The following is a 26,008-nucleotide window of genomic DNA, read 5'->3' on the forward strand; positions in this document are numbered from 1 at the left end:
ATTAGGCATGCCGCCAGCGTTCGTTCTGAGCCAGGATCAAACTCTCAAGTTTGATGTCCGATACATACCAGCCGGAATAAGGCCAATATATACCGCTCATTTCCAGGAGCCATTCCTGCACAATATATAAACTAGTGGATATATATTGAGACATATAGACAACCTACCAAGCAAGCTCAGTAGGCTCCAATAAGGAACGGCTTGAATTTAACCGATCACATGACGCCTGAAAGCCGCCACAGACCGGAGCCGCCGCCCACATGTCCCTTCATCTGACCAACAATGTCAAAGAACCGACAACTAAAGAGGGACAGCCATTCTTCCTCGAAACTGGTTCCGAGGGAGGGCGTCCCGTCCATGTTGGCGACCGTCTGGCGCAGCGCCGCAAAGGCACCGTCCCGTCCGGTGAGGCGGCATATATGGACGGCATCCCGAACCGTCAAACGCTTTTTGCAATTTTATTTCAGAAATTTTTGGGGGTTGGCCGCTAGAGCAGGTGCATGATCGATCAGATTTCAGGGAAAAATGGGCGCATGACATTGCAGGATGCCGACGCAAATGACGCGGGTTTCGGCGCACGGATACGCAGCGCCATCTTCTGGCGATCGGGCAGCCAGATCCTGTCGCAGATGATGAGCTGGGTGGTGACGCTGGCCGTCATCCGCCTGCTCGATCCGGCCGATTACGGCCTGTTCGCCATGACACAGGTGATCCTGAACTTCGCGACCTTCCTCAACGGCTATGGGCTGGTGAGCGCCCTGGTGCAATCCGACCGGGTAGAACCGCACCGGTTGCGCCAGGCCTTCACGATCATGCTGTTGCTGAACGGCGCGCTGGCCCTGCTGCAACTGGCGATCGCGCCGCTGGCCGCTGACTATTATGACCAGCCGATGGTTGCCGACCTGCTGCGGGTGCAGGCCTTGCTTTATCTCTCCACGCCTTTCCTCTCCGTGCCAGAAGCGATCATGGGGCGCGCGCTCGATTTCAAACGGCCCGCTCTGGTCAATTTGATCGCCGCGATCGCATCGGCCGTCGTCGCGCTGGTCGGCGCCTTGTCGGGATGGGGGGTGTGGACATTGGTGTTCGCGCCGATCGCGGGTTTCTGGGTCAAGGCGGCAGGCTATGTCATCGCCACCGGATTCAAGCCGATTCCCACTTTCGATTTTCGCGGCACCGGGGCGATGGTCGCCTATGGCGCATCGCTGCTGGGGGGGCAGCTCTTCTGGATCGTCCAGAGCCAGGCGGATATCTTCATCGGTGGCCGGATGCTGGAACCGCATCAATTGGGCCTTTACGCCGAAGCCCTGTTCCTGACCCAGATTTTCGTCAGCAAATTCGTGCCGCCGCTCAATGACGTCGCCTTTCCCGCCTATGCACGAATGCAAAAGGACGTGTCGCGAGTCGCCTGGTCCTTCTGCAAGGCGGTGAAGCTGCTGCTGCTGCTGACGTGCCCCATTTATCTGGGCATGGCGGTGACGGCGGAGCCGCTGGTCGAGACGCTTTTCGGGCAGAAATGGCTGGAAATGGCGCCGTTCGTCGCGATCCTGGCGCTGGCGATGCCGTTCATGACGTTACAGGTGATGTTCGCGCCGGTCAGCAATGCGCTGGGCCGCCCCGGCACGACCGCGCGCGTCGCGGCGGTCGGCGCGGTGCTGATGCCGATCGCCTTCCTGATCGGCATACGGTTCGGCGCGATCGGCCTGGCCTGGGCGTGGCTGATCGCCTTCCCGATTTTGACAGCGGTCACCGCCCGGCTGGCGGGCGGGCCGATGGGGTTGCGATTCGCCGACCTGATCCGCGCCGCAGCGCCAGGGCTGGGCTGTTCGATATTGATGGCGGGCGTGGTGATGGCGGTCGATCGGCTGCTGCCGCCGCTGGCCGCGCCTTTGCGGCTGTGCGTGCTGGTGCCGGCGGGGGGCATCGCCTTCCTCGCCGCGCTGATGCTATGCGCGCGCGGGACGCTGATGGAACTGATCGCGCTCGTGGTGCGGCGCGCGCCGCCGGTCCAGGCGCCCGCCTGAACCGGAAGCGCCCGGATCAGGCGGTCTGGATATAGTCGCGCAGAGCCGCGGCTTCCGATTCGATGGTGTCGATCCGGTATTTGACCAGATCGCCGATCGAGATCATGCCCACCAGCGCGCCATCGACCACCACGGGCAGATGGCGGATGCGCCGCTTCGTCATCAGCGACAGGCCGTGAATCACCGGGGTTTCATGGTCGATGGTGATGGCCGGGGCGGTCATAACCTCGCCGACATTATGATCGAGCGCGGCTGCGCCGTCCCTGGCCACGCGATAGACCACATCCCGTTCGGAAAAAATGCCGACGACCTGCCCATCCTCGACCACTGGCACGCAACCGATGCGCCGGTCCGCCAGCAATTGCACCACGGAGAGCAGGCTGTTCGTCGGCCGCACGCTGATGACCTCGCCCTTGCCCTGCAAAATCGCTGCGATGCTCATGACCACTCTCCTTTTCCGAGACATTTCCCGATAGGCGCTTGATGATCTCACTTTCGCGGCCCAATGAAAAGAGATGACGCGCAAGCAAGCCCTGGATGATCCCCAGATCGCCGCAACCGCCTGGGCGCGGTTTCGCCGCATCATGGCGTGGATGGCGCTGGGCGGCGCGCTGTGCGTAGGGCTGGCGCTGCTGTTCCTCCATTGGTGGGCCGGGCGGTTGCCGATTCATATGGTGATCGCCACCATTTTGGGCGTATGGCTGACTTTCATGCTGGGGACCGGCCTGATGGCGCTGACATTTTTGTCGAGCGGCACCGGGCATGACGAGCAGGTGATGGACAGGCTGAAGGACGAGGCGGCGCTTGACGACTGACAGAGCCAAAACCGGCGCGCGGGGCGAAGTGGTGTTGCGTTTGGTGCCGCATCTGACCGACATCAACGCCAACGGCCATATCTTCGGCGGCTGGGTGCTGAGCCAGATGGATATCGCCGGCGGCATCGTGGCGGGGCGAATCGCGCAGGGCGCGGTGGCCACGGTGGCGATCGAGAGCATGACCTTCATCACCCCCATCCTGCTGGGCGATGTCGTGTCGGTCTATGCGGTTGAGGAGCGGCGCGGCCGCACGTCGGTCGCGATACGAATCGACGTGGTGGCGATACGTGGCAGCGACATGGAGGAAGTGCTGCTGACCAGCGGCGTCTATACATTCGTGGCGCTGGATGCCAACCATCGGCCCCGCCCCCTGCCCGACGCCTGACGCTCAGCGGGCCAGACGCTCCGTATAGGACCATGTCCGCTTGTCATTGGCGGGGATCCTGGTCCGCCAGATCCAGCCATTGCCGCGCCGCTCCATGTCTGCCGGGCGCGGGGCGATGTCGTGGGGGATCGTAACCTCCGCCGTCACGGCGAAGGGCCGGGCGTTGGTCAGGGTGATCGCCCAATTGCGGGACTTGCGCGATTGCGCGCTCACCCGCGCGGCGATGCGGACATCGGCGCTGGACGCGATGTCATAATCGACCCGTTCGCCCTCCGCCTTGTCGCCGATATCGGCTTCGCCTGCGAGCAGGCGCATGTCCTGAACCTGCTCGAACACTGCGACCCGGCCTGACGGCATGGGCAGGCCGAGGCCATCATCCTTTCGATTCTGCACGCGCAGCCGCAGCGTCATCGATTGTGATCCGGCGTCGCCATAGACGGTCGCAGCATAGAGGCGTTCGACCTTCACGCCGGGCTGGCGCAGCAGCGCGACCTGTTTCTGCGCATTAGGCGCGACATCGACCGCCATCGGCACGCGATAGAGTTTGAGGTCGCCGACATCCTCTGGCGGCGGCGGGGGCGGTGGAGGCGGCGCGGGTGCGGCCATGACGACGCCTTCGGTACGGCGCATTGAGGTGACCACGATGTCTTCTGCCTCTGCCGCGACGTACATCAGCGGAGGAGGTGGCCCTTCTGTCGGGGAAAGAATCCATTTTGGATGGGTGCTGGTGACGTCCGTCGGCCAGCAGGTCAGGCGCAGCGGGCCGCCGGTTGGGCGCGGTTGTGCCCTGCGAGCCTGCTTGTTCGGCTGACCGGCGATGACGCTCAACTGCGCGTCGGGAAAGCCGGTGACCCCGCCATTGGCGACCGTAAGCCAGGCCATGAGGTCGAGCGTGCGGCCATCGTCGCCCATGTCCGCGACATAGTTGGCGGCCCAGTCGAACCCTTCGGCCAGATAGGTGAGTTGCAGCGTCGCGCGGGTGGGACGGTCGCTGGTGGCGGTCACCGACAGGGTCGGGCGGGGCGACAGGTCGGCGGGTTTTTGCGGATAGAGCATCCGTTCGGGCAGGCCGCTGCATCCCAGCGCCTCATAGCCCTGCGCTGTTTTCAGGATCACGCCGCCGGTCGGCCCGGCGCTGATGATCGCATCCTGCTGCGTCACCTTGCCGGTCTTGCGATCGGTGCGACGCAGCGTGACGCTGCGCTTGAGATAAGCGTCGACCAGGCCCGCGGGCGACAGCAGACGGGCGTCCCTGTTTTTTTCCCGCACGCCGCGCGGCATACCGGACAGGATCGCGGTTTCGGGCATCAGCCCCTCGGCCACCCCTTCGAACCGCAGGACCGATTCGCCCTGCGGCAGATCGACGGTGCGGCTTTCAGTGACGAGCGCATAGCCGCCCGGCCAGTCGCGGTCGATCGGCCCCTTGGCCCGAAAGGGCGCGCGGTAGACGGTGACGGAGACGGAAGCGGCGCGGGGCGAAACGATCGTTTCCGCCTGCGCCGGGACGGCCAGCGCCCAGAGCGCCAACAACAGGACAAGGATGCGCGGCACGGGCGCTCTCCCGTCAGTAGCGCGAATCGAAGGTGACGCTGAGGTCGACCGTGCCGTTGGCGGGGACCGGCACGCTCCATTCCATCCGGTCGGCAGAGACGCGCTTGCCTTCCAGACTTTGCGCCGTCACGCGCGCGTCGCCCCATAATCCCTGCTGCGCCAGATCGATCGTCACGGATTCGGAACGGGCGTTGGTGAGCGTGTAGCGCATCCTGGTTTCCCAGCGCGCGTTCCCCTTGCGCGTGCGCTGTTCGACGGTGGGGCGCACCTTCACATCGAACGCCTCGCCGGTGCGGAGCGCCATGGAAGACCCCATGGGCGTATGGTCGATGCTGTTTTCGCCGATGAATTGCGGGTCGCCGCGCGCGTCGCGCATATAGACGCGGATCGTGCCGGCAGGCAGTTGATCGCCCAGGCCGCCTTGCTTCGAGGTGGAGAATTTCAGCACGCTCGATGCGCTCATCGGTTCGGCCGAACTGCCAAGCCAGCCATTGACATATTCATAGGTGGCGCGGGCCGGGGCGCCCTTCACGTCGAGGAAGCTGACCTGTTTCTGCTGCGCATTGGCGATCGTGGTGCGGGCGGCCAGCGGATAGAGATAATAGTCGCCCAGCCGTTCGCGTGGACCGCTTTCGGTCCCGGCCTGGTCGATCGCGCCGCTGCCTGTTTGCCACCAATTATTGCGGCCGCCGCCATTGGCCGGGTCGCCCGCGACCAATATCGTCTTCGCGTCGGTGAAGGTGGTGCCCGTATTATTGGTGAGCGTGACCCAGCCCTGCATGTCCATGGCCCCCTTGGCCGCGTCGAACAGCGCGACATAGTCGGCCGTCCAGCCCAGATTGGGGGTGAGGTAGGAGAGGCGGGCCGGGATCGTGCCGCCGCGATCCGCCTGCACCGTGACCGACAGGGTGGGACGGGCGCGCAGATTGGGGGGCACCCGGTCGAAGATGACGCGGACCGGCAGGCCATCGTCGCGCAACACCTCGATCCGGCTGCCAATCTGGAGGACGATGCCGCCATTGGCGGCGAGAATCTTGGCGCGTTCGCGCGTTTCCGCGCCGGTGGCCGGGTTGGTGCGCAGCAGCGTCACTTCCTGCCCCACCGCCTTGTCCATCAACTTGTCGGGGGAAAGGAGGTCATAATCGAAATTCTGTTCGACGATGGCGAGGCCGGGGCCGGACAGGTTCACCGTTTCCGGGCGGATGCGGGCCGACACGTCGGGAAATTCGATGCGGTTGCGGCCTGCCGTCACCGGCAATTGCCGATCGTCCTGCACCAGCGACTGGCCATTATTGTAGATGGTGACGGCGACATCGCCCTGCGCGGTGGCGCCGGTGGGATCGGCCGCGCTTTGCGCCATCGCCGAAGGGGACAGGGCCGAAAGGGACAGGGCCGACAGGGGCAGGGCAGTGAGCATCAGGGGCAGCAGGTGCGCGGCTCTCATCGGCCTCTCTCCAGATATGTGCCAGATATATAACGCCTTGTGCCGGATCGCGCCGGGGTTGCAAAGCCGGCTTGTCGGTAGCGGCGAGAAAAGACGGGGACATGAAAAAGGGGACGGCGCGTTGCGGCGCCGTCCCCTGATTTTTTCGCTATCGAGCGCTTATTCGGCGGCTTCGGTCGCCGGGCGGGCGCGACGGTTGCGCTTCTTGGGCGCTTCCTCGGCCACGTCGGCGTCATTGTCGGCGCGGGCGATCGAGGGCGGCAGCACCGCCAAATCCAGCCCTTCGTTCGCGTCCGCGTCCGCCACGACCTTGCGCGGGCGACCGCGACGGGGGCGAGGGGCCTCGGCTTCGGGCGCAGTCGATTCGGGTGCGGTCTGGACGACCGGCTGCTGGCGCGGGGCTTCCGTGGCGGGATTGCCCGCCGGACCTTCTACGCCCATTTCCTGCTGCACCGGCGCATCGGCGTTGAAGCGGTCGCGGCGGGGACGGTCGCGGCGGACATTGCCGGCGCGCGGTTCGCGGTTTTCACGCGGCTCGCGGGCTTCGCGATTATCGTCCTGACGATCTGGTCGGCGATCCTGCTGCGGGTCGCGCTGGCCCTGTTCGCGCTGGACCTGGTCCCGGTTGCCGTGGTCGCGACCGTTCTGGTCCCGCTGGTTCTGCTCACGGGGCGCGCGATCATGGGCGTGCTGCTGATCGGTGCGGAAATCGTCGACGCCGTCATAGCCGCCGTCGAAATCATCGCCATCCTGGTCGAAACCATCGTCGCGGGTGCGCTGCCGGGGATTTTGCTCCTCCTGACGGGCGCGATTGTCGGCGAGCACGCGGAAATAATGATCGGCGAACTGCAGATAATATTCGGCGTTCACCCGGTCGCCGGCCATCTGGGCATCGCGCGCCATATTCTTGTATTTCTCAAGAAGCTGGGTCGCGTTGCCGCGGGCGCGGTTGTCGATGCGGTTACCATTATCGCCACCGCCCCGATTATTGCCGTTGGGACGTCCGTTGTTATTATTGTTCCGGCCGCGATTGCGGCGGCCGGCCTGCCGGTTGTTGATCAAGATATGATCCTTGCGTTCGCTATGACATCATTGGCTGAAAACACTGTTCAGTCGCCATCCCCAAGCACGGCCTGTCCTTCAGGCCGGATACGGCTCCGCCACGGCATGATCCTTCCCGGATCACTACCCCGACTGCCAGCGGCGCTGCGCAGCATACGCCGTCATGACTATAAGGAGCTAAGAAAACGGCCTTTTCTATCAATGATCTAAGCGACCATGTCACAAGATAGAGCCGTCCCTAAGGTCGATGTAGTGGCTTTCGCGCCATAAACCAAGCAATTTTCGCCTGAATATCGGCAAATCGATTATTTCCAAGCTGGGTTCGTCGCAATCAGGCAGCGGTCATGCCCGGCCAGATCGCGCCGCAGAGCGACGGCCAACCCGTTTTCCCGCAGCAGTGCGGCGACGCTGGCCGCCTGATCGTGGCCGATCTCGATCGCGGCCATGCCGCCCGAAGCGATCAGCCGGGGCAGGTCGGGCGCGATGCGGCGATAATCGTCAAGGCCATCGGCGCCCGCGAACAGCGCACTGGCCGGTTCGCGCAGCACATCGCCGGACAGCGGCAGGTCCGCGACGATATAGGGCGGATTGATGAGCAGCAGGTCGAACGGACCGTCCACGCCCAGCGCCCAGTCGCCGAGGCTGAAGCGCGCGCGGTCGGCCATGCCCAGACGCGCCGCATTGCCCTGCGCCACGGCGAGCGCGGCCGCGGAGGCGTCTATGCCCAGACCTTGCGCGTCGGGCCACTCCGCCAGCGCCGCCAGCAGCAACGCGCCGGAGCCGACGCCAAGGTCGAGGATCGTGGCGGGCGCGCGGGTTGCGAAATGATCGACCGCCGCTTCGATCAGCGTTTCGCTGTCGGGGCGGGGGATCAGCGTGTCGGGCGTGACGGACAGGGTGATCGTCCAGAAATCGCGGGCGCCGGTGATGTGGGCGATCGGATCGCCCGTCAGGCGACGAGCGAGCAGGGGGGCGAAGCTTTCGGGCACGGCCAGGTCGCGCTGGCGCAGCAGCATGTCGTTACGCGACAGGCCCAGCGCATGGGCCATCAGCAATTCGGCGTCGAGCCGGGCGGTATCGCTTGCGACGGCGAGTTGGACAGTTGCAGCGCGTAGCGCGTCGGGGACGCCCTTGATCGTCATGCGGGCAAAAGGATCAACTCAGCCCGTCCAACTGGGCGAGGCGGGCGGCTTCATCTTCGGCCACCAGTGCGTCGATGACGTCGCACAGGCCCGGTCCTTCGAGGATTTCGGGCAGGCGGTGCAGGGTCAGGTTGATGCGGTGGTCGGTGACGCGGCCCTGCGGGAAATTATAGGTGCGGATGCGTTCGGAGCGGTCGCCCGATCCGACCATCGCCTTGCGCGCGCCGGCCTGTTCATTCTGGGTGCGGGCGCGCTCTGCTTCATAGAGGCGGGCGCGCAGCACCTGCATCGCCTTCGCCTTATTCTTGTGCTGCGACCGTTCGTCCTGTTGGATGACGACGGTGCCGGTGGGCAAATGGGTGATGCGCACGGCCGAATCGGTCGTGTTGACATGCTGGCCGCCCGCGCCGGACGCACGGTAGATATCGATCTTGAGGTCGCCGTCGGCGATCTGGACGTCCACTTCCTCCGGTTCCGGCAGAATCGCGACGGTCGCGGCGCTGGTGTGGATGCGCCCGCCGCTTTCGGTCGCGGGGACGCGCTGGACGCGGTGGACGCCGCTTTCGAACTTCAGCTTGGCGAAGACGCCCACCCCGTTGATACTGGCCACCACTTCCTTGAAGCCGCCGACTTCGGACGCATTGGCGGACATCAGTTCCATCTTCCAGCCCTGGGTATCGGCATAGCGCTGGTACATGCGGAACAGGTCGCCGGCGAACAGCGCCGCTTCATCGCCGCCGGTGCCGGCGCGGATTTCGATCATGGCGGGCCGGGCGTCGGCGGCGTCGCGGGGCAGCAATTGCAGCGCCAGCGCGCGCTCGGCTTGCGGAAGCTGGCTTTTGAGGATCTGCATTTCCTCCTGCGCCATTTCGCGCATGAGGGGGTCGGCGTCGGGATCGCCGCCGCCGCCCGCCATGACATCGAGCGCGGCCAGTTCCTGCCGCAGGCGGCGCACCTCATGCGCGGCGCGGGCGACCGGTTCGATCTCCGCATATTCCTTCGACAGTTTCACGAACGCTTCGGGCGCGAGGTCGGCGCGCGTCATCGACGCCTGCACCTCGTCCCGGCGCGCCTCGATCTGCGCGATGCGTTCGGGGGAAATGTGCATTAGCGACCGCTCGTCAAAGGCCCAGCAAGAGCCTTTCGGACACGATCTTCAAGGCCATGGACGTCATCATGTCTCAATTTCAAATGATAACGACGGCCTCCGTCTTCAGCTTCCTGAATAAACAAGAAGGCCGCAGGATCAATTTTGTGTCCGATTTCCGTCCGTTTCTTAATTTTACCGGAAAAGGCGAGGTGGGCGGCAATGCCAGCGCGTCTCAAATTCGCGGCAGCCATGATGGCATCGTCATGCCATTTGTCCGCATCAGGAATGACCGATACAGCAAGTGGCTGCCGCTCTGGTGCGTCCAGCAACATGGCCAACCGCTCAATACCGGCCGCCCATCCTACCGCAGGCGTCGGCTTTCCGCCCAGATTTTCGATCAGCCCATCATAGCGGCCGCCGCCCAGCACGGTGCCCTGCGCGCCGAGACGGTCGGTGATGAATTCGAACGCGGTGTGGCGATAATAATCGAGGCCGCGGACCAGCCGGGCGTTGCGCTCCCAGGCCACGCCCGCGGCGTCCAGCCCCGCCGTCACCTTCTCGAAGAAGCTGCGCGCTTCGTCGGTCAGATAGGCGTCGATGTCGGGCGCGCTGTCGGCGACCGGGCGGTCGCGCGGGTCTTTGCTGTCGAGGATGCGCAGCGGGTTCTTGGCCAGTCGTTCCACGCTGTCTTCCGACAACTGATCCCGATGCGCCTCGAAATGGGCGATCAGCGCCGCGCGCCAGGCATCGCGGCTCGGCCCGTCCCCCAGCGTGTTGAGGGTGAGGGTCACGCCGTCGGCGACGCCCAGTTCCTTCAATAGCTGGTCGGCCATGACCAGCAATTCCACGTCCGCGCCCGGTTCTCCCGCGCCGATGATTTCCGCGTCGAGCTGGTGAAACTGGCGAAAGCGGCCCTTTTGCGGGCGTTCGTAGCGGAACAGCGGGCCGTGGGTCGCGACTTTTAGCGGCGCATATTGCTGCCAGCCTTCGGTGATATAGGCACGGCTGATCCCGGCGGTAAATTCGGGGCGCAGGGTGATGCTGTCGCCGCCGCGATCCGTAAACGTGTACATCTCCTTCGAGACGACGTCGGTGCTTTCACCCAGCGACCGGGCGAAGACGGCGGTGGATTCGAACACCGGCACTTCGACCCGCTGGAAACCGTAAAGCTTGCGCACCCGGTCGAAGGTCGCGACCACATGGGCGAAGCGTTCCGCAAACGCCTCGGTGGTGCCGCCCAGCATGTCCTGCGTTCCGCGCACCGGGCGCGGCGTTTCTATCTTCGCCATGGGGCCGGGCCTTTAACGGCAAATCACCCCCAAGGAAACGCGCTTTTTAAGAGCGTCCATCAGGGGGTGGACGGCGCTGCGACGCCTTGCCATGCTAAAGGCAATCGGGCCGTCCGGCCCCCCTATCTTTCTGGAGACATCCATGATCCGCAGCCTTGCTGCCGCCCTGTGCCTGACAACGGGCCTTTCGAGCGCCATCGCCACCCCGCTGTTCGCCCAAGACGCGATCCGGTCCAAGCCGACCGCCCTGCCCGTCGACAGCGCCGCCCCTGCACCAAAGGACATGCCCTATCCTGGTGGCACGATAAAACTGGAGGTCGATGCGACCGACACGGTCCAGCGCATCTTCCGCGTGAAGGAGACGATCCCCGTCGCGGCGGCCGGGCCGTTGACGCTGATGATGCCGGCCTGGCTGCCGGGCAATCACGCCCCGCGTGGGCAGATCGAGAAGCTGACGGGCCTGACTTTCACCGCCAATGGCCAAACCCTGGCGTGGAAGCGCGATCCGCTCAACGTCTTCGCCTTCCAGATCGACGTGCCGCAGGGCGTGACGCAGGTGGTGGCGCAGTTCCAGTTCCTGTCCGCGACCCAGCCCAATCAGGGCCGCGTCGTCGTGACGCCCAAGATGCTGAACATTCAATGGGAGAGCGTGTCGCTTTATCCCGCGGGCTATTATACGCGCCAGATACCGATCCAGCCGACCGTGACCTATCCCGCCGGCTGGCAGGCCGCGACCGCGCTGCGCGGCACCAAGAGCGGCAATAGCGTGGCCTATGAAACGATCGATTATGAAGCGTTGCAGGATTCGCCGGCGTTTGCGGGCACGCATTTCAAGGCAGTTGACCTTGGCAGCAATGTGACGCTCAACATCGTCGCCGACGATGCGGACGAATTGCAGTTCAAGCCGGAACAGATGGCCAAGCACAGGAAGCTGGTCGCCGAAGCGGGTTCGCTGTTCGGCGCCTATCATTTCAACCATTATGATTTCCTGCTGGCGATCACCGACGAGATGGGCGGCATCGGGCTGGAGCATCATCGTTCGTCCGAAAATCAGGTCGAGCCGGGCTATTTCAAGAGCTGGGACAAGGGCGAGGCGCTGCTGGACCGCAACCTGTTGCCGCATGAATTCACCCATAGCTGGGACGGCAAGTTCCGCCGCCCCGACCTGTTGTGGACGCCCGATTTCAACGTGCCGATGCAGGATAATCTTCTGTGGGTCTATGAAGGGCAGACGCAATTCTGGGGCTATGTGCTGGGCGCGCGGTCGGGGATGTTCAGCAAGCAGGAGACGCTGGACGCCTATGCCCAGATCGCGGCCAGGCTGGACACGGCGGTCGGCCGCCAGTGGCGCCCGATGGAGGACACCACCCATGATCCCATCATCTCCGCCCGCCGGCCCAAGGGCTGGGCGAGTTGGCAGCGGTCCGAGGATTATTATAATGAAGGGCTGATGATCTGGCTGGAGGCCGACGCGATCATCGCCAAGGCGACCCGCGGCAGGAAGGGGCTGGACGATTTCGCCAAGGCGTTCTTTGGCATCAATCCGGGCGACTGGGGTCAGGTCGTCTATAATCGCGGCGACGTCATCAAGACGCTGAACGCTATCGCGCCTTATGACTGGGCCGGCTTCTTCCAGAAATATGTGGATGCGCCCACCAGGGAAACGCCCAAGGGCGGCTTCATCCTGGGCGGCTACTCCCTCGTCTATGGCGACGAACCGGGCGCGATCACCAAGGCGGCCGAGGGCGCCAACAAGATGGTCGACCAGAGTTTCGGCATCGGCGCGATCGTCAAGAATGACGGCGAAGTGAGCGGCGTCGTGTGGGACAGCGCGGCGTTCAAGGCGGGGCTGGTGACGGGCGCGAAGATACTCGCGGTCAATGGCGACGAATATTCGGGCGACGCCTGGAAAGCGGCGATCAAGGCCAAGACGCCGATCCAGATCATCCTAAAGCAGGATAAATACTATCGTGTTTTGACACTCGATTATTCGGGCGGGCTGCGCTATCCGCGCCTCGACAAGACAGGAGAGGGTGAGGGCAGCCTCGACAGGTTGCTCAAGCCAAGAACATAATCACCCGTAGCGTAACGTGTAGCAAAAGGCGTTTCCATGAATATCGAACTGATCCCGGTCGGCGACGATCCGCCCAACAGCCTGAACGTCATCATCGAAGTGCCGGTCGGCGGCGAACCTGTGAAATATGAGTTCGACAAGGCCAGCGGCGCGCTGTTCGTGGATCGCATCCTGCACACGCCGATGCGCTATCCGGCCAATTATGGTTTCGTGCCGCATACGCTGTCGCCCGATGGCGATCCGCTGGACGCGCTGGTCATCGCACGGTCGCCTTTCGTCCCCGGATCGGTCGTGCGCGCGCGCCCGATCGCGGTGCTGAACCTGGAAGACGAAGCCGGTGGCGACGAAAAGCTAGTCTGCGTCCCCGACAACAAGACCTTTCCTTATTATGCCGACGTGGGCGAGAAGGACGATCTGCCCGGCATCGTGATGGAGCAGATCGAGCATTTCTTCACTCACTATAAGGACTTGGAAAAGACCAAGTGGGTCCGCATCGGCACCTGGGGCGGGGCGGACGACGCCAAGCAGATCACGCTGGAAGCGATCGCACGCTATCAGGCGAGCAAGAAGACGGCGTAAGGCCGAGTTCCTGCGAGAATAAGAGGCCGCGCGGAGCGATCCGCGCGGCCTTTTTCGTTGGCTTGCTGAGCATGTCCCTGCGCAGGGGGGACACGGAAAAAAGGTTCAAATCAACCGGTCGGCGTCCAGCGCCATGGCGAGGGGATCGCGGCCCTTGGGCATCCGGGCGTGGAGGCGGGCATCGGCCTCGACCAATCGCGCCACCCCAGCCTCCAACTGCTCTTCGGGCAGGGTGAAGGGCAGGCGCAGGAAGCGTTCGAACGCCCCGCTGACGCCGAAGCGCGGGCCGGCGGCGATGCGGACGCCCAGACTTTCCGCCAATGCCGCCAGCGCCGTGGCCTCCGCGCGGGGCAGTTCGGCCCAGAGCGACAGGCCGCCCGCGGGCGATTCCACCCGCCAATGGGGCAGGCGATCCGCGATCAGGCCCAGCAAATGGTCGCGCCGCCCGCGCAGTTGCCCGGCCCGCTCGCCCAGGCCGACATCGGCGTCGATCAGTTGCGCGACCGCGATCTGTTCGACCACCGGGCTGGCCATATCCATCGTCGTGCGCAGGCGGCCGAGCGCCGCGACCGTCTGAACATCGGCGCGAATCCAGCCCACGCGCAGCCCGCCCCAGAAAATCTTGCTGGCCGACCCCAAAGTGATGACCTGCCGCCCCGACGGATCGTGCATCGCCACGGGCGGCGGCGGCGCGAAATCGAGGCCCATCGCCACCATCGTTTCGTCCACGACCAACGGCGTGTGGTTGCGCATCGCGGCGCCGACCAGCGCGCGGCGGGTGGCGGGGTCCATGCTGCGGCCGGTGGGATTGTGGAAATCGGCGATGACATAGGCGAAACGCGGGCTGGTCTGGCGAAAGGCCGCCTCCATCGCGTCGACGTCCCAACCCTGGCGCGGCAGACCGACCGGCACCGGCACGACATGGGCGCGCTGCAACGCCTGGATGGCGTTATGATAGGTCGGATGGTCGATCACCACCCGGTCGCCCGGCCCGGCCAGCCATTGGAGCAGCAGCGAAAAGCCCTGCTGCGCGCCGTTGGTGACCATGATCTGGTCAGGGGAAGTGGGGCAGCCGCGCCGCTCATAATGGGCCGCGATCGCGCGGCGCAGCACCATGATGCCCAACGGATCATAACCCAGGTCACCCAGATAGGCGGGCAGCGCCTCCACCGCATGGGCGTAGGCGCGCGCGACGCCGGGCGCGGCGGGCAGGGCGGCATGGGTCCAGTTGAGCAAATTACCGCCGGTCGTCGTATCGACCTCCCCCGGCGCGGTTTCGGCGCGGCCCGGCGGAATACGGGTGACGCTGCCCGACCCCTGACGGCTTTCCAGATAGCCTTCGTCGCGCAGCCGGTCGAAGGCGGCGGCGACGGTGGTGCGCGAGAGGCCCAGCGCCGCGGCCAGTTCGCGTTCGCCCGGCAGGCGGACATTCAGGCCGACCCGGCCGTCCAGCACCAGCATCCGCAGCGCCTGCGCCAACTGGCGATAGGCCGGTTCGGCGCTGTCCTGCGCGCGCCAGGCGCCGAGCAGGCGGAGCAGGGACGGGGGGCGGAGAAGCGAAGTGGACACGGGGCGCATTCCAATATGGCCATGGATCAAGGCCATTTACCCGCAATTGGCTGTTTTGGAAAAGGCCAGTTGCGCGAAATAAGCCTCCCCATGACGCACAACCGCTACGCCCTCCGTTTTTGGCAACTCTTCTGGGGCCTTGGCCTTTACGGCTTTTCGATGGCGCTGATGCTGCGCGCCAATCTGGGGCTGGATCCGTGGGACGTGCTGCACCAGGGGCTGGCGCCCCGGATGGGCCTGAGCTTCGGTATGACCGTCAACCTGATCGGCGCGCTCGTGCTGCTGCTGTGGTGGCCACTCAAGCAACGGCCGGGGATCGGCACGATCGCCAATATCCTGGTGATCGGGACCGCGGTGGACCTGTCGCTGATGATCCTGCCGACGCCCGAAGGTTACGTCCTGCGCGCGGCCTGGCTGGGCGCGGGAATCATCCTGAACGGTATTGCGGGCGGCGCCTATATCGGTGCGGGGATGGGGCCGGGGCCGCGCGACGGATTGATGACGGGCCTGTGCCGCCGGACCGGCTGGCCGGTCAAATGGGTGCGGACGGGAATCGAAATCGGCGTGCTCGCGATCGGCTGGCTGCTGGGCGGGACGGTGGGCGTGGGCACCATCCTCTACGCCGCGACGATCGGCTGGATCGTCCACCATGCGCTGCCCTTTTTCCGCATCGCCGCGCCGGAGCGCCCGGCGCAGGCATGACAGAGGCCCCCTGACCGGCCGATGCCCTGGGCGGCGGTCGGTCCCTTTTCGCCTTGGAAATAGGACGCATGGCCATTGACCAGACCATGCAGACGGGCATGATCCGCCGCGCCTTTCCCCCCGATCAAGGAGCATCCCCCATGCGCCCCTTCCTCGCCGTCGCCCTGCTCCTGCCGTTGACCGCTGCGGTCCCGCCCCAACCCGCGCCCGAATCCGCCCTTGCGCCGCTGGCCTTCGAACAGGTCGCGCCCGCCGGCACGAAAATGCCGCGCTTCAAGGTCGACGCCGCCTGGCCGGCGATGCCCGACGACCTGCTGCTGGGGCAGGTGAGCGGCGTGGCGGTGGGGCCGGACGATTCGGTGTGGGTCGTGCATCGGCCTCATAGCCTGACCAACACCGATACTGGCCTGGCCCAAGACCCGCCGATCGCCGCCTGCTGCAAGCCAGCGCCGCCGGTGGTGCGCTTCGCCAAGGACGGCCGCTATATCGGCGGCTGGGGCGGGGCCGCGAGCGCCCCCACGGTCGATGGCGTCAACCAATGGCCCGCCAGCCTGCACGGCGTCTTCGTCGACAAGGCCGGCGCCGTCTGGTTCGGCGGCAATGGCAAGGGCGACCATGTCGTCCTGAATTACAGCGCCGACGGCCAGTATATCCGCCGCTTCGGCCAGCGCGACAAGACCGGCGGCAACGACGCGACCGACCTGCTGGGCAATCCGTCCGACGTCAATCACAGCGATGGCATGGTGCTGGTGTCCGATGGCTATGTGAACCGCCGGGTGATCGGCTTCGACGCGCAGAGCAACGCCTATAAGGGCCGCTGGGGCGCCTATGCCCGGCCGCCGATCGCGCCCACGCGGCAGGGAGCGTTCGACCAGAGCCATGCCGTCGATCCCAGCAAGCAAGCCAATCCCCAGGCGCAGACCTTCGCCGATATCGTCCATTGCGTGGTGCCGACACGCGATAGCCATGTCTATGTCTGCGACCGCAACAACAACCGCGCGCAATTGTTCAAGCGGGAGAAGGATGGCGGCCTGACCTTCATACGCGACCTGGCGATCGCGCCGGAGACGGGTGGCACCCATACGGTGACCGACATCGCCTTTTCGCCCGATCCCGACCAGACCTATCTCTATGTCGCGGACATGATGAACGGGCGCATCTGGATATTGCTGCGCAAGACGCATGAAGTGCTCGGCGCGATCGGCCGGGTCGGACGGCAGGCGGGGCAATTTACCTGGCTGCACAGCATTGATACCGACAGCGACGGCAATATCTATGCGACTGAGGTCAATACCGGCCGGCGCGTACAGAAGCTGGTGTTCACCGGCATCCAATGAGAGGGGGACGCCTCATGGCGACCGCATTATACGATCTGACCGTACCGATGTTCGTCCGTGGGCTGACCGCGTTGTCGGGACTGCTCGACAAGGGCGCCGCCTATGCCGCCGAACAGGGCGTCGATCCGGCGACGCTGACCGGCGCGCAACTGATCGCGGACATGAAGCCGCTGACCGCGCAGGTGCAGTTCGCCTGCGACACCGCCAAGGGCACGGTTACGCGACTGGGCGAACTGGAGCCGGTGGCGATGGCGGACACCGAACAGACATTCGCGGAATTGCAGGCGCGCATCGCCAGAACGATCGCTCTGCTGGAAGCAGTGCCGCGCGAGACGATCGACGGGCGGGAGGACGCCGCCGTGGTGCTCAAGGTGCCGGGTGGCGAGATTCCCTTCACTGGGCGCAGCCATGTGCTGACCTTTGCCCTGCCCAATTTCTATTTCCACCTGACGACGGCCTATGCGCTGCTGCGCCAGGCGGGCGTGCCGGTCGGCAAGATCGATTTTCTGGGCGGGATTTAACCCGCGATCAGCCGCACATAGGCGCTGGCGACCCAGCCGCTGGCGCAAGGGCCGGCATAGGGCTGCTTGCGTTCCACGGGAGACGCCACGCCGCAGTCGCCCGCTGGCGGCGCTTGGCCAACCGCCGGTGTGGGCAGGATGACGACACCCAGCCATTTCTGGTCGAGGCTGCGGGTGCAGACGTAGGCCCGCTGGCCCTCCGCCAGTCGGCCCAGTTCCTTCGCGTCGCCGAAGGGCGCGGCATGGAGGCCCAGGCCGTTGGGGCCGGCGCGGCTGACCTGTCCCAGCGTGCCGCAGGCGTCGAGCCGCGGTCCGTCCTCGCCGATCGTCACCGGCCGCGCGACCGGCGCATCCATGCGGGTTTCGGGCACGTCCGCGCGCGGCGCGCCGGCGAGCGAGCTGTTGGGCAATTCCTCATAGACGTCGTTGCTTTTAGAGCAAGCGGTCAGCGGTGACAGCAAGGGCAGCAGGAGGAGAGGGATGATGCGCATGAAAGCCGTGATAGACCCCGCCGGACGCCAGCGGAAGCCGCCATGTTTCGCTTTAGTTTTGGGGCCGCTTTCCCTATATGCTCGGCATGAGCGAAGAACCCGTCAATACCCCCAACAGCAATGAATATGGAGCCGACAGCATCAAGGTGCTCAAAGGCCTGGACGCGGTGCGCAAGCGCCCCGGCATGTATATCGGCGACACCGACGATGGATCGGGCCTGCATCACATGGTGTTCGAGGTTTCGGACAATGCGATCGACGAAGCGCTGGCGGGGCATTGCGACCGCATCACCATCACGCTGAATCCCGACGGATCGGTGAGCGTCGAGGATAATGGGCGCGGCATCCCGACCGGCATCCACACCGAAGAAGGCGTGTCGGCGGCCGAAGTCATCATGACCCAGTTGCACGCGGGCGGGAAGTTCGAGAATACGTCCGACGATAACGCCTATAAGGTGTCGGGCGGTCTGCATGGCGTGGGTGTCTCGGTCGTCAACGCATTGTCGGAATGGCTGGACCTCAACATCTGGCGGGACGGCAAGGAACATTATATGCGCTTCGCCTATGGCGATGCGACCGCGCCGCTGGCGGTGATCGGCGATGCGCCCGCCAAAGAAGACGGGACGCTCAAGAAGGGCACGCGCGTCACCTTCCTGGCCAGTATGGAGAAGGCGCCGGGCGACGGCGCGACGTTCAAGAACCATACCGAATATGATTTCGAGAAGCTGGAGCATCGCTATCGCGAACTGGCTTTCCTCAACAGCGGCGTGCGCCTGTTCCTGGTCGATGCGCGCCATGAGGAGGCGAAGGAGATCGAGCTATATTATGAGGGCGGCATCGCGGCTTTCGTGAAATATCTCGATCGCAACAAGTCGGCGATGATGCCGGAGCCGATCGCGATTTCGGGCACTCGCGACGACGTGACGATCGACGTCGCGCTGGAGTGGAACGACTCTTATTATGAAAACGTCCTCTGCTTCACCAACAACATCCCGCAGCGCGACGGCGGCACCCATCTGGCGGCCTTCCGCGCGGCGCTGACCCGCACGCTCAACAATTATGCGGAAAAGTCGGGCGCGCTGAAGAAGGAGAAGGTGTCGCTGACCGGCGAGGATATGCGCGAGGGCTTGACCGCCATCGTCTCGGTCAAGCTGCCCGATCCCAAATTCAGTTCGCAGACCAAGGACAAGCTGGTCAGTTCCGAAGTGCGCCAGCCGCTCGAAAGCCTTATGGCCGACAAGATGGCCGAATGGCTGGAGGAAAACCCCGCGCACGGCAAGATGATCGTGCAGAAGGTGATCGACGCCGCAGCGGCGCGCGAAGCGGCCAAGAAGGCGCGCGAACTGACCCGGCGCAAGGGCGTGCTGGATATCGCCAGCCTGCCCGGCAAGCTGGCCGATTGCCAGGAGCGTGATCCCGCCAAGTCCGAACTCTTCCTGGTCGAAGGCGATTCGGCCGGTGGTTCGGCCAAGCAGGGGCGCAACCGGCATAATCAGGCGATCCTGCCCCTGAAGGGCAAAATTTTGAACGTCGAGCGCGCGCGCTTCGACAAGATGCTGTCGTCCAAGGAAGTCGGCACGCTGATCCAGGCGATGGGCACGGGCATCCGGGACGATTTCAACCTGGAAAAGCTGCGCTACCACAAGATCGTCATCATGACCGACGCGGACGTCGACGGCGCGCATATCCGCACGCTGCTGCTGACCTTCTTCTATCGCCAGATGCCCCAGATCATCGAGGGCGGGCATCTCTATATCGCCCAGCCGCCGCTGTATAAGGCGACGCGCGGCCGGTCGGAGGTTTACCTCAAGAACGAGGCCGCGCTGGAGCAATATCTGGTCGACAATGGCGTCGAATCGATGGCGCTGGAAACCGGCAAGGGTCCGCGCACCGGCGAGGATCTGCGCAGCCTGATCGAACATGCCCGCCGGATGCGCGCGGTGATGCGCTATGTGCCGCGCCGCTACAATCCCGCCATCATCGAGGCGCTGAGCCTGAATGGCGCGCTCGATCCTGAACTGGACACGCAAACGCAGGCGCAGCGGCTGGCTGCGACCGTCACCTGGATGGGGGCGCAGGATGTCGAAGGCCGCTGGACCGGCAGCGTCGCCGAAGAAGGCGGCTTCCATTTCCAGCGCGCCTGGCGCGGCGTCACAGACCATCATGTGATCGAGGGCGGCTTCGTCGGGTCGGCCGAGGCGCGCAAGCTGCACAGCATCGCCGCCGAGGATGCCGGCAGCTATCTGACCCCCAGCCGCCTGATCACGGTCAAGGCGCTGGCCGCCGAAGCCAATGACGACGATCTGCCCGCCGCCCCGACCAAGGGCGCGATGGTGACGCGGCCGAGCGAGTTGCTCGACGCGATCCTGACCGCCGGGCGCAAGGGGCTGGCGATCCAGCGGTACAAGGGGCTGGGCGAGATGAACGCGGAACAATTGTGGGAAACCACGCTGGACCCGGACAATCGCTCGATGTTGCGGGTCGAGGTGGAGCAGGCGGACGTCGCCGACGAAATCTTCACCCGCCTGATGGGCGATGTGGTCGAGCCGCGGCGCGAGTTCATTCAGGACAATGCGCTGAACGTCGCCAATCTGGATGTCTGATCGCAATGAACAGGTCCGGTGCGGCTGGTGCGGCACGGACCCGTTCTATAGCGCCTATCATGACGCGGAATGGGGCGTGCCGGAGCGCGATTCGCGGATGCTCTGGGAAATGCTGATGCTGGAGGGGTTCCAGGCGGGCCTGTCCTGGATCACGATATTGCGCAAGCGCGAGGGGTTTCGCGCCGCTTTTGCCGGGTTCGATCCCGACAAGGTCGCGGCCTTCACCGACACCGATATAGAGCGGCTGATGGGCGATCCGGGCATTGTCCGCGCGCGGGCGAAGATCGTCGCGACCATCGCGGGCGCGCGCATCTTTTGCGCGATGCGCGATTCGGGTGAGGATTTCGCCGCCTATGCCTGGTCTTTCGTCGACGGCGTGCCGGTACAGGGCGACGGGGTGACCTTTCCGGCGCAAACGCCGCTGTCCGTCGCCCTCTCGAAGGATTTGAAGGCGCGCGGTTTCAAATTCGTCGGCCCGACCATCGCCTATGCCTGGATGCAGGCGACCGGCCTGGTCAATGACCATGCCGCCAACTGCTTTCGCCGCGACCCGCTGCGGCCATGAAGGTGGCGCACCTGCTTTTGCCCGTTGCGCTGCTCTATGGGTGCGGGGAGGGGGGAACGGGCGCGAATCAGACGCAGCCTGCGCCGACGAACGCGATCGCCACGCCCATCGACAAGGACGCCGCCGCCAACGCAGCGATAGCGACATCCCCGCCGTCCGCGACGCCGCCCAAGCCTTTGGTTTCACGTGAAACACCACCGCCTCGCCCGGCGGCGGCCGATTATCGCGCGATCGGCACCGAACCCTTCTGGGCGGTCACCATTCGGGGATCGACGGCTATATTGGAGCGGCCGGACCAGGCGCCGCTACGCTTTTCCGTACAGGTCGATGGGGATGACAAGGCAGTGCGCTATCAGGGCGACGGCTTCGCCATGATGCTGACGCAGGGGCCATGCAGCGACGGGATGAGCGATGCGATCTGGTCCGACCGGGTCCAGGTGGCGTTTGGCGAAGGGACGTTGAAGGGGTGCGGCGGTGCGCGGGATGAGGGTGACGACACGCCATAAGGGGCGTCGCCTTTAGTCGGCGCGCATCGCTTCGGCGACCAGCGCTTCGGCCTCCATCAACAGCGCATCTTCGGCTGCCGTCTGCGCCACATGCTCGCGGCCGATCAGGATCAGCACTGGCACGGCGAGCGGACTGACCCGCTCCAGCGTGACATGCAGCATGGTCGTCGCCGCCCGGTCGATCAGGTCGCCCAGCCGCCCGACATCGGTCATCCGCGCGCGCGCATCGGCCCAGGCGGCTTTCAGCAGCAGATGATCGGGCTGATATTTGCGCAGCACATCGTAGATCAGGTCGGTGGAGAAGGTGACCTGCCGCCCGGTCTTGCGCTTGCCGGGATGCTGGCGCTCGATCAGGCCCGAAATCACCGCCACATCGCGAAAGGCGCGCTTCAGGAGGCTCGACTGCTCGACCCAGTCGATAAATTCATGGTCGAGAATATCGGCGGAAAACAGGCTTTGCGGATCGGTGATGGGCTTTAGCCCATAGACCGCCAGCGCATAATCATTGGCGACGAAGCCCAAAGGCATCAGCCTTTGGCTCTCCATGCGGCGGGTGAGCAACATGCCGAGCGACTGGTGCGCATTCCAGCCCTCGAAACTGTAGCAGACGAGATAATGGTGCCCCTCATGCGGGAAGGTTTCGATCAGGAGCTGGCCAGGCTGGGGCAGGGCGGAGCGCAGCTTCTGCATTTCCAGCCATTCGCGCACATCGGGCGGAAAGCGGTGCCAAGCGTCGGGCTCGGCCAGGAGATGCCGCACCCGATCGGCGAGGCGGGTAGACATGGCCATGCGCGATCCGCCCCAGCTAGGGATGCGCGCCTGTTTGGACGTCGCCCGGACGGTGAGGTCGGACGTATCCATCCGCACCACCTCCAGCGCCATGCCGGAGAAGAAGAAGCTGTCGCCAGGGCGTAGCTGCGCGGCGAAGCCTTCCTCCACCGTGCCGAGCTTGCGACCGTTGGCGAAGCGGACGGCCAGCGCGGGTTGATCGACGATGATGCCGGCGTTCAGGCGATGTTGCTGGACGAAGCGGGGGTGGGAGACGCGCCAAGTGCCATCATCGTCCTGCGTCAGTCGCTTGAACCGGTCATAGGCGCGCAGGGCGTAGCCGCCACCCTCGATAAAATGCAGCACATGGTCGAACGCTTCGGCCGTCAGCGCGCTATAGGGTGTGGCGGATCGCACTTCCTCCAGCAATTCCTCCGCCCGGAATGGCCCGGCGCAGGCCAGGCCCATGACATGCTGGGCCAGCACGTCCAGGCTGCCGACGCGGAAATCGTCGGCGTCGCGCTCGCCCGCTTCGACCGCGTCCAGCGCGGCGCGCGCCTCCAGATATTCGAAGCGGTTGCCGGGGATCAGGATCGCCTCGCTCGACTGATCGAGCCGGTGATTGGCCCGGCCGATGCGCTGGAGCAGGCGCGAGCTGCCCTTGGGCGCGCCCATCTGGATTACGCAATCGACATTGCCCCAATCGACACCGAGGTCGAGCGACGCCGTCGCCACGAGCGCGCGCAGCTTGCCCGCGGCCATCGCCGATTCGACCTTGCGCCGCGCCTCGATCGACAGGCTGCCATGGTGGATGGCGATCGGCAGGTTGGCGTCGTTGGCGGACCAGAGTTCCTGGAAGATGAGTTCGGCTAGGCCGCGCGTGTTGCAAAAGACCAGGGTGGTTTGCCGCGCCTCGATCTCCGCCATGACCTGCTTCGCGGCATATTTGCCCGAATGGCCCGACCAGGGGACGCGGCCTTCGGGGATGAGGATAGCGACGTTCGGCTCCGCGCCTGCCTCCCCCATCACCGGCGTCACTCTGTCGATATCGCCATCGGGCGCGAGCCAGGCGCGATAGGCATCGACATCGGCCACGGTCGCGGACAGGGCGACGCGGCGCAGCGCCGGATTGATCGCCTGCAACCGCGCCATCGACAGGTTGAGCAGGTCGCCGCGCTTCTGGGTGGCGAAAGCGTGGACCTCATCGACGATCATGGTCCGCAGGTCCGAGAACAGCAAAGCGGCGTCGGGATAGCTGAGCAGCAGCGACAGCGATTCGGGGGTGGTCAGCAATATTTGCGGCGGGCGCACCCGCTGGCGCGCCTTGCGATCGGACGGGGTATCGCCGGTGCGCGTCTCCACGCTGATGGACAGGCCCATCTCCTCGATCGGGGTCAGCAGGTTACGGCGCACATCCACCGCCAGCGCCTTCAAGGGCGAAACATAGAGGGTGTGCAGCCGGTCGGTCGGATGGGCGATCAGGTCGGCCAGGCTGGGCAGGAAACCCGCCAGCGTCTTGCCCGCCCCGGTCGGTGCGACCAGCAGCGCGTGATCGCCCCGCGCCGCCGCCGCCATCATATCCATCTGGTGCCGCCGCGGTCGCCAGTCGCGCGACGCGAACCAGTCTTCGATGATGGCGGGAAGGGCGGGCGGCATCCTGGAGATGTAGGGGGCGATGACGCCGCTGTCACCGTCTGCGCTTTGCCATGGCGTGCGGCCATGATAGGTTAGGCATCTTCCCTCAGGACCGCGCAACGCTCCGCCGAATGAGGCGTTTAAGGTGTCGCGCGGCACAGCGCATGGAGAGAGTGGCCATGACCGAGAAAATCAGCACACAGCCGATGCCGGACGTCTTTTTCGACATCTGGTTCATGCCGGCCGCCTTCTGGACCCAATGGTGGGGCTTTTATGCCGAGACTTTGCAGGTCGGTCGTTTTGGTACGCCGCATAGCCTGGTCAAGCCGGATCAGGCGCCGGTCGATCTGGAGGTTGAGGAAGGGCTGGTCGCCTGACCTTCGCGAACGGGCCTTCGGAATAATCATATAGCAGCGAGAAATAATCTTACGCGCCCTCTGGCCCTCCATCGCTGCCCTGCGTTACACTCCTGCCCATGACAGCGACGCACCAGACGCCGCCGCAGCAGGAGAAACGATATGACCGGCGAAACGCCCCCTAAACTGTCCGAAGCCGAGCTGACCGGGGTGGCAGCCCCAGGCAACCGCCGCCGCCCCAAGGCGCCGATCATGGAGATTGATGGCCGCAAGCTGAAGCCGGCCACGCTGATGATGGGCCATGGCTATGACCCGACGCTGTCGGAGGGGTCGCTCAAGCCGCCCATCTTCCTCACCTCCACCTTCGCCTTCGAAAGCGCGGCCGCGGGCAAGCGCCATTTCGAAGGCGTGACCGGCATCCGCCCCGGCGGATCGGAGGGGCTGGTCTATTCCCGTTTCAACGGCCCCAATCAGGAGATTTGCGAGGATCGGCTGTCGGTATGGGAGGAGGCGGAGGATGCCCTGCTCTTTTCCAGCGGCATGTCGGCGATCGCCACCACATTGCTGGCGCTGGTGCAGCCGGGTGACGTCATCGTCCATTCAGCGCCGCTCTATGCCGCGACCGAATCGCTGATTGGGCGCATATTGGGCAAATTCGGGGTGCAATGGCTCGATTTCCCGGCCGGCGCGACGCCGGAAGAGATTGGCGCGGTGATCGAAAAGGCCAAGGGGCTGGGCCGGGTCGCCCTGCTCTATCTGGAAAGCCCGGCCAATCCGACCAATGTGCTGGTCGATGTGGAGGCGGTGGTCGCGCAGCGCGACTCGCTGTTCGCAGGGGAAGCGCATGTCCCGCCGATCGCCATCGACAATACGTTCCTGGGTCCGTTGTGGCTCAAGCCGCTCGCCCATGGCGCGGACCTCGTCATCTACAGCCTGACCAAATATGCCGGCGGCCATAGCGATCTGGTCGCGGGCGGCGTGCTGGGGTCCAATGCGCTGATCACGACCATCCGGTTGATGCGCAACACGATCGGCACGATCCTCGACCCCCATAGCGCCTGGATGCTGCTGCGGTCGCTGGAGACGCTGGAATTGCGGATGAGCCGGGCGGGCGAGAATGCGGAGAAGGTCTGCGCCTGGCTGAAGGACCAGCCGCAAGTGGAGAAGGTGGTCTATCTGGGCTTCCCCGAAACCGAGCGGCAGGCCGATATCTATCGCCGCCATTGCACGGGCGCGGGATCGACCTTTTCGCTCTATCTGAAGGGCGGCGAGGCGGAGGCGTTCGCGTTCCTTGACGCGCTCAAGATCGCCAAGCTGGCGGTCAGCCTGGGCGGGACCGAGACGCTGGCCAGCCATCCCGCCGCGATGACGCACCTGTCTGTGCCAGCCGAGCGCAAGAAGGCGCTGGGCATTGGCGACAATATGGTGCGCATCTCGATCGGCTGCGAAGATGCCGACGATCTGATCGCCGATTTCGCCCAGGCATTGCGGCAGATCGGATGA

Annotated in this window: 24 protein-coding genes; 14 read left to right on the forward strand and 10 right to left on the reverse strand. The window is 65.0% G+C overall.

Annotation, left to right across the window (positions count from 1 at the left end):
• Nucleotides 1–260: 260 nt before the first annotated feature.
• Both EWH12_RS01285 and EWH12_RS01290 read left to right on the forward strand, forming a co-directional pair.
• Nucleotides 261–491, forward strand: coding sequence for a hypothetical protein (locus EWH12_RS01285; RefSeq protein ID WP_129925451.1), 231 nt, complete (start codon nucleotides 261–263; stop codon nucleotides 489–491).
• Between the two features lie 42 nt (nucleotides 492–533).
• A complete protein-coding gene (locus EWH12_RS01290; RefSeq protein ID WP_066607587.1) occupies nucleotides 534–2,021 on the forward strand; it encodes a lipopolysaccharide biosynthesis protein in 1,488 nt (495 codons plus the stop codon).
• 16 nt (nucleotides 2,022–2,037) lie between these two features.
• Here the strand turns inward: EWH12_RS01290 and EWH12_RS01295 are convergent, their stop codons facing one another.
• Nucleotides 2,038–2,463 carry a CBS domain-containing protein gene (locus tag EWH12_RS01295; RefSeq protein WP_129925452.1) on the reverse strand — a complete coding sequence of 142 codons (426 nt, stop codon included), beginning with the start codon at nucleotides 2,461–2,463 and terminating at the stop codon, nucleotides 2,038–2,040.
• A 73-nt stretch (nucleotides 2,464–2,536) separates the two neighbouring features.
• On the opposite strand from EWH12_RS01295, the gene EWH12_RS01300 reads away from it, so the two are divergent.
• Both EWH12_RS01300 and EWH12_RS01305 read left to right on the forward strand, forming a co-directional pair.
• Entirely contained in the window at nucleotides 2,537–2,836 is a 300-nt protein-coding gene (locus EWH12_RS01300) for a hypothetical protein (RefSeq protein ID WP_129925453.1), read from the forward strand.
• A complete protein-coding gene (locus EWH12_RS01305) occupies nucleotides 2,826–3,221 on the forward strand; it encodes an acyl-CoA thioesterase (protein WP_066607357.1) in 396 nt (131 codons plus the stop codon). Before EWH12_RS01300 ends, EWH12_RS01305 begins: the two co-directional genes overlap by 11 nt.
• A gap of 3 nt (nucleotides 3,222–3,224) precedes the next feature.
• Here EWH12_RS01305 and EWH12_RS01310 read toward each other — a convergent pair whose 3' ends face one another.
• From EWH12_RS01310 to hisS, 6 genes are all read right to left on the reverse strand, one after another.
• On the reverse strand, nucleotides 3,225–4,772 hold the full coding sequence (locus EWH12_RS01310; protein WP_129925454.1) for a DUF4139 domain-containing protein: 1,548 nt from the start codon (nucleotides 4,770–4,772) through the stop codon (nucleotides 3,225–3,227).
• A 13-nt stretch (nucleotides 4,773–4,785) separates the two neighbouring features.
• The gene (locus EWH12_RS01315) at nucleotides 4,786–6,189 is read right to left on the reverse strand and encodes a DUF4139 domain-containing protein (RefSeq protein WP_129925583.1); all 1,404 of its coding nucleotides are present in this window, start codon (nucleotides 6,187–6,189) and stop codon (nucleotides 4,786–4,788) included.
• 186 nt (nucleotides 6,190–6,375) lie between these two features.
• Nucleotides 6,376–7,278 (reverse strand): DUF4167 domain-containing protein, encoded by a 903-nt coding sequence (locus tag EWH12_RS01320; RefSeq protein WP_129925455.1) that lies wholly within the window; start codon nucleotides 7,276–7,278, stop codon nucleotides 6,376–6,378.
• A gap of 305 nt (nucleotides 7,279–7,583) precedes the next feature.
• The gene (gene prmC / locus EWH12_RS01325; protein WP_129925456.1) at nucleotides 7,584–8,420 is read right to left on the reverse strand and encodes a peptide chain release factor N(5)-glutamine methyltransferase; all 837 of its coding nucleotides are present in this window, start codon (nucleotides 8,418–8,420) and stop codon (nucleotides 7,584–7,586) included.
• Between the two features lie 13 nt (nucleotides 8,421–8,433).
• A complete protein-coding gene (prfA, locus tag EWH12_RS01330) occupies nucleotides 8,434–9,528 on the reverse strand; it encodes a peptide chain release factor 1 (RefSeq protein WP_129925457.1) in 1,095 nt (364 codons plus the stop codon).
• Nucleotides 9,528–10,799 carry a histidine--tRNA ligase gene (gene hisS / locus EWH12_RS01335; RefSeq protein WP_129925458.1) on the reverse strand — a complete coding sequence of 424 codons (1,272 nt, stop codon included), beginning with the start codon at nucleotides 10,797–10,799 and terminating at the stop codon, nucleotides 9,528–9,530. Before hisS ends, prfA begins: the two co-directional genes overlap by 1 nt.
• Before the next feature lie 142 nt (nucleotides 10,800–10,941).
• On the opposite strand from hisS, the gene EWH12_RS01340 reads away from it, so the two are divergent.
• Both EWH12_RS01340 and ppa read left to right on the forward strand, forming a co-directional pair.
• Nucleotides 10,942–12,873, forward strand: a complete 1,932-nt coding sequence (locus EWH12_RS01340) for a M61 family metallopeptidase (RefSeq protein ID WP_129925459.1) — start codon at nucleotides 10,942–10,944, stop codon at nucleotides 12,871–12,873.
• Nucleotides 12,874–12,909: 36 nt separating this feature from the next.
• Nucleotides 12,910–13,452 carry an inorganic diphosphatase gene (ppa, locus tag EWH12_RS01345; RefSeq protein WP_066607337.1) on the forward strand — a complete coding sequence of 181 codons (543 nt, stop codon included), beginning with the start codon at nucleotides 12,910–12,912 and terminating at the stop codon, nucleotides 13,450–13,452.
• A 105-nt stretch (nucleotides 13,453–13,557) separates the two neighbouring features.
• On the opposite strand, the gene yczR is transcribed toward ppa, so the two are convergent.
• Nucleotides 13,558–15,021, reverse strand: a complete 1,464-nt coding sequence (gene yczR, locus EWH12_RS01350; protein WP_066607582.1) for a MocR-like transcription factor YczR — start codon at nucleotides 15,019–15,021, stop codon at nucleotides 13,558–13,560.
• 90 nt (nucleotides 15,022–15,111) lie between these two features.
• Between yczR and yczE the strand changes: the two genes are divergently transcribed.
• From yczE to EWH12_RS01365, 3 genes are all read left to right on the forward strand, one after another.
• Nucleotides 15,112–15,723 (forward strand): membrane protein YczE, encoded by a 612-nt coding sequence (yczE, locus tag EWH12_RS01355; RefSeq protein ID WP_066607334.1) that lies wholly within the window; start codon nucleotides 15,112–15,114, stop codon nucleotides 15,721–15,723.
• A gap of 140 nt (nucleotides 15,724–15,863) precedes the next feature.
• On the forward strand, nucleotides 15,864–17,060 hold the full coding sequence (locus EWH12_RS01360; RefSeq protein ID WP_129925460.1) for an NHL repeat-containing protein: 1,197 nt from the start codon (nucleotides 15,864–15,866) through the stop codon (nucleotides 17,058–17,060).
• A 14-nt stretch (nucleotides 17,061–17,074) separates the two neighbouring features.
• Complete coding sequence (locus EWH12_RS01365; RefSeq protein ID WP_066607328.1) at nucleotides 17,075–17,581, forward strand: DUF1993 domain-containing protein; 507 nt, start codon at nucleotides 17,075–17,077, stop codon at nucleotides 17,579–17,581.
• On the opposite strand, the gene EWH12_RS01370 is transcribed toward EWH12_RS01365, so the two are convergent.
• Complete coding sequence (locus EWH12_RS01370) at nucleotides 17,578–18,072, reverse strand: hypothetical protein (RefSeq protein ID WP_129925461.1); 495 nt, start codon at nucleotides 18,070–18,072, stop codon at nucleotides 17,578–17,580. The two genes, EWH12_RS01365 and EWH12_RS01370, sit on opposite strands and share 4 nt — an antisense overlap.
• 86 nt (nucleotides 18,073–18,158) lie before the next feature.
• On the opposite strand from EWH12_RS01370, the gene gyrB reads away from it, so the two are divergent.
• Genes gyrB through EWH12_RS01385 form a run of 3 tightly spaced genes read left to right on the forward strand, consistent with a single transcriptional unit; the run spans nucleotide 18,159 to nucleotide 21,746 of the window.
• Nucleotides 18,159–20,675, forward strand: a complete 2,517-nt coding sequence (gene gyrB / locus EWH12_RS01375; protein WP_129925462.1) for a DNA topoisomerase (ATP-hydrolyzing) subunit B — start codon at nucleotides 18,159–18,161, stop codon at nucleotides 20,673–20,675.
• Nucleotides 20,668–21,240 carry a DNA-3-methyladenine glycosylase I gene (locus EWH12_RS01380; protein ID WP_129925463.1) on the forward strand — a complete coding sequence of 191 codons (573 nt, stop codon included), beginning with the start codon at nucleotides 20,668–20,670 and terminating at the stop codon, nucleotides 21,238–21,240. The genes gyrB and EWH12_RS01380 overlap by 8 nt, the downstream gene beginning before the upstream one ends.
• Nucleotides 21,237–21,746 carry a membrane-like protein gene (locus EWH12_RS01385; protein ID WP_129925464.1) on the forward strand — a complete coding sequence of 170 codons (510 nt, stop codon included), beginning with the start codon at nucleotides 21,237–21,239 and terminating at the stop codon, nucleotides 21,744–21,746. The genes EWH12_RS01380 and EWH12_RS01385 overlap by 4 nt, the downstream gene beginning before the upstream one ends.
• Before the next feature lie 12 nt (nucleotides 21,747–21,758).
• Here the strand turns inward: EWH12_RS01385 and EWH12_RS01390 are convergent, their stop codons facing one another.
• A complete protein-coding gene (locus EWH12_RS01390) occupies nucleotides 21,759–24,170 on the reverse strand; it encodes a ligase-associated DNA damage response DEXH box helicase (protein ID WP_129925465.1) in 2,412 nt (803 codons plus the stop codon).
• A 158-nt stretch (nucleotides 24,171–24,328) separates the two neighbouring features.
• Here EWH12_RS01390 and EWH12_RS01395 point away from each other — a divergent pair, with 158 nt between their 5' ends.
• Nucleotides 24,329–24,526, forward strand: a complete 198-nt coding sequence (locus EWH12_RS01395) for a hypothetical protein (protein ID WP_066607309.1) — start codon at nucleotides 24,329–24,331, stop codon at nucleotides 24,524–24,526.
• 141 nt (nucleotides 24,527–24,667) lie between these two features.
• Nucleotides 24,668–26,008, forward strand: a complete 1,341-nt coding sequence (locus EWH12_RS01400) for a cystathionine gamma-synthase family protein (protein WP_129925466.1) — start codon at nucleotides 24,668–24,670, stop codon at nucleotides 26,006–26,008.

This window comes from Sphingobium cupriresistens (assembly GCF_004152865.1).
In the GTDB taxonomy this organism is placed as follows: domain Bacteria; phylum Pseudomonadota; class Alphaproteobacteria; order Sphingomonadales; family Sphingomonadaceae; genus Sphingobium; species Sphingobium cupriresistens.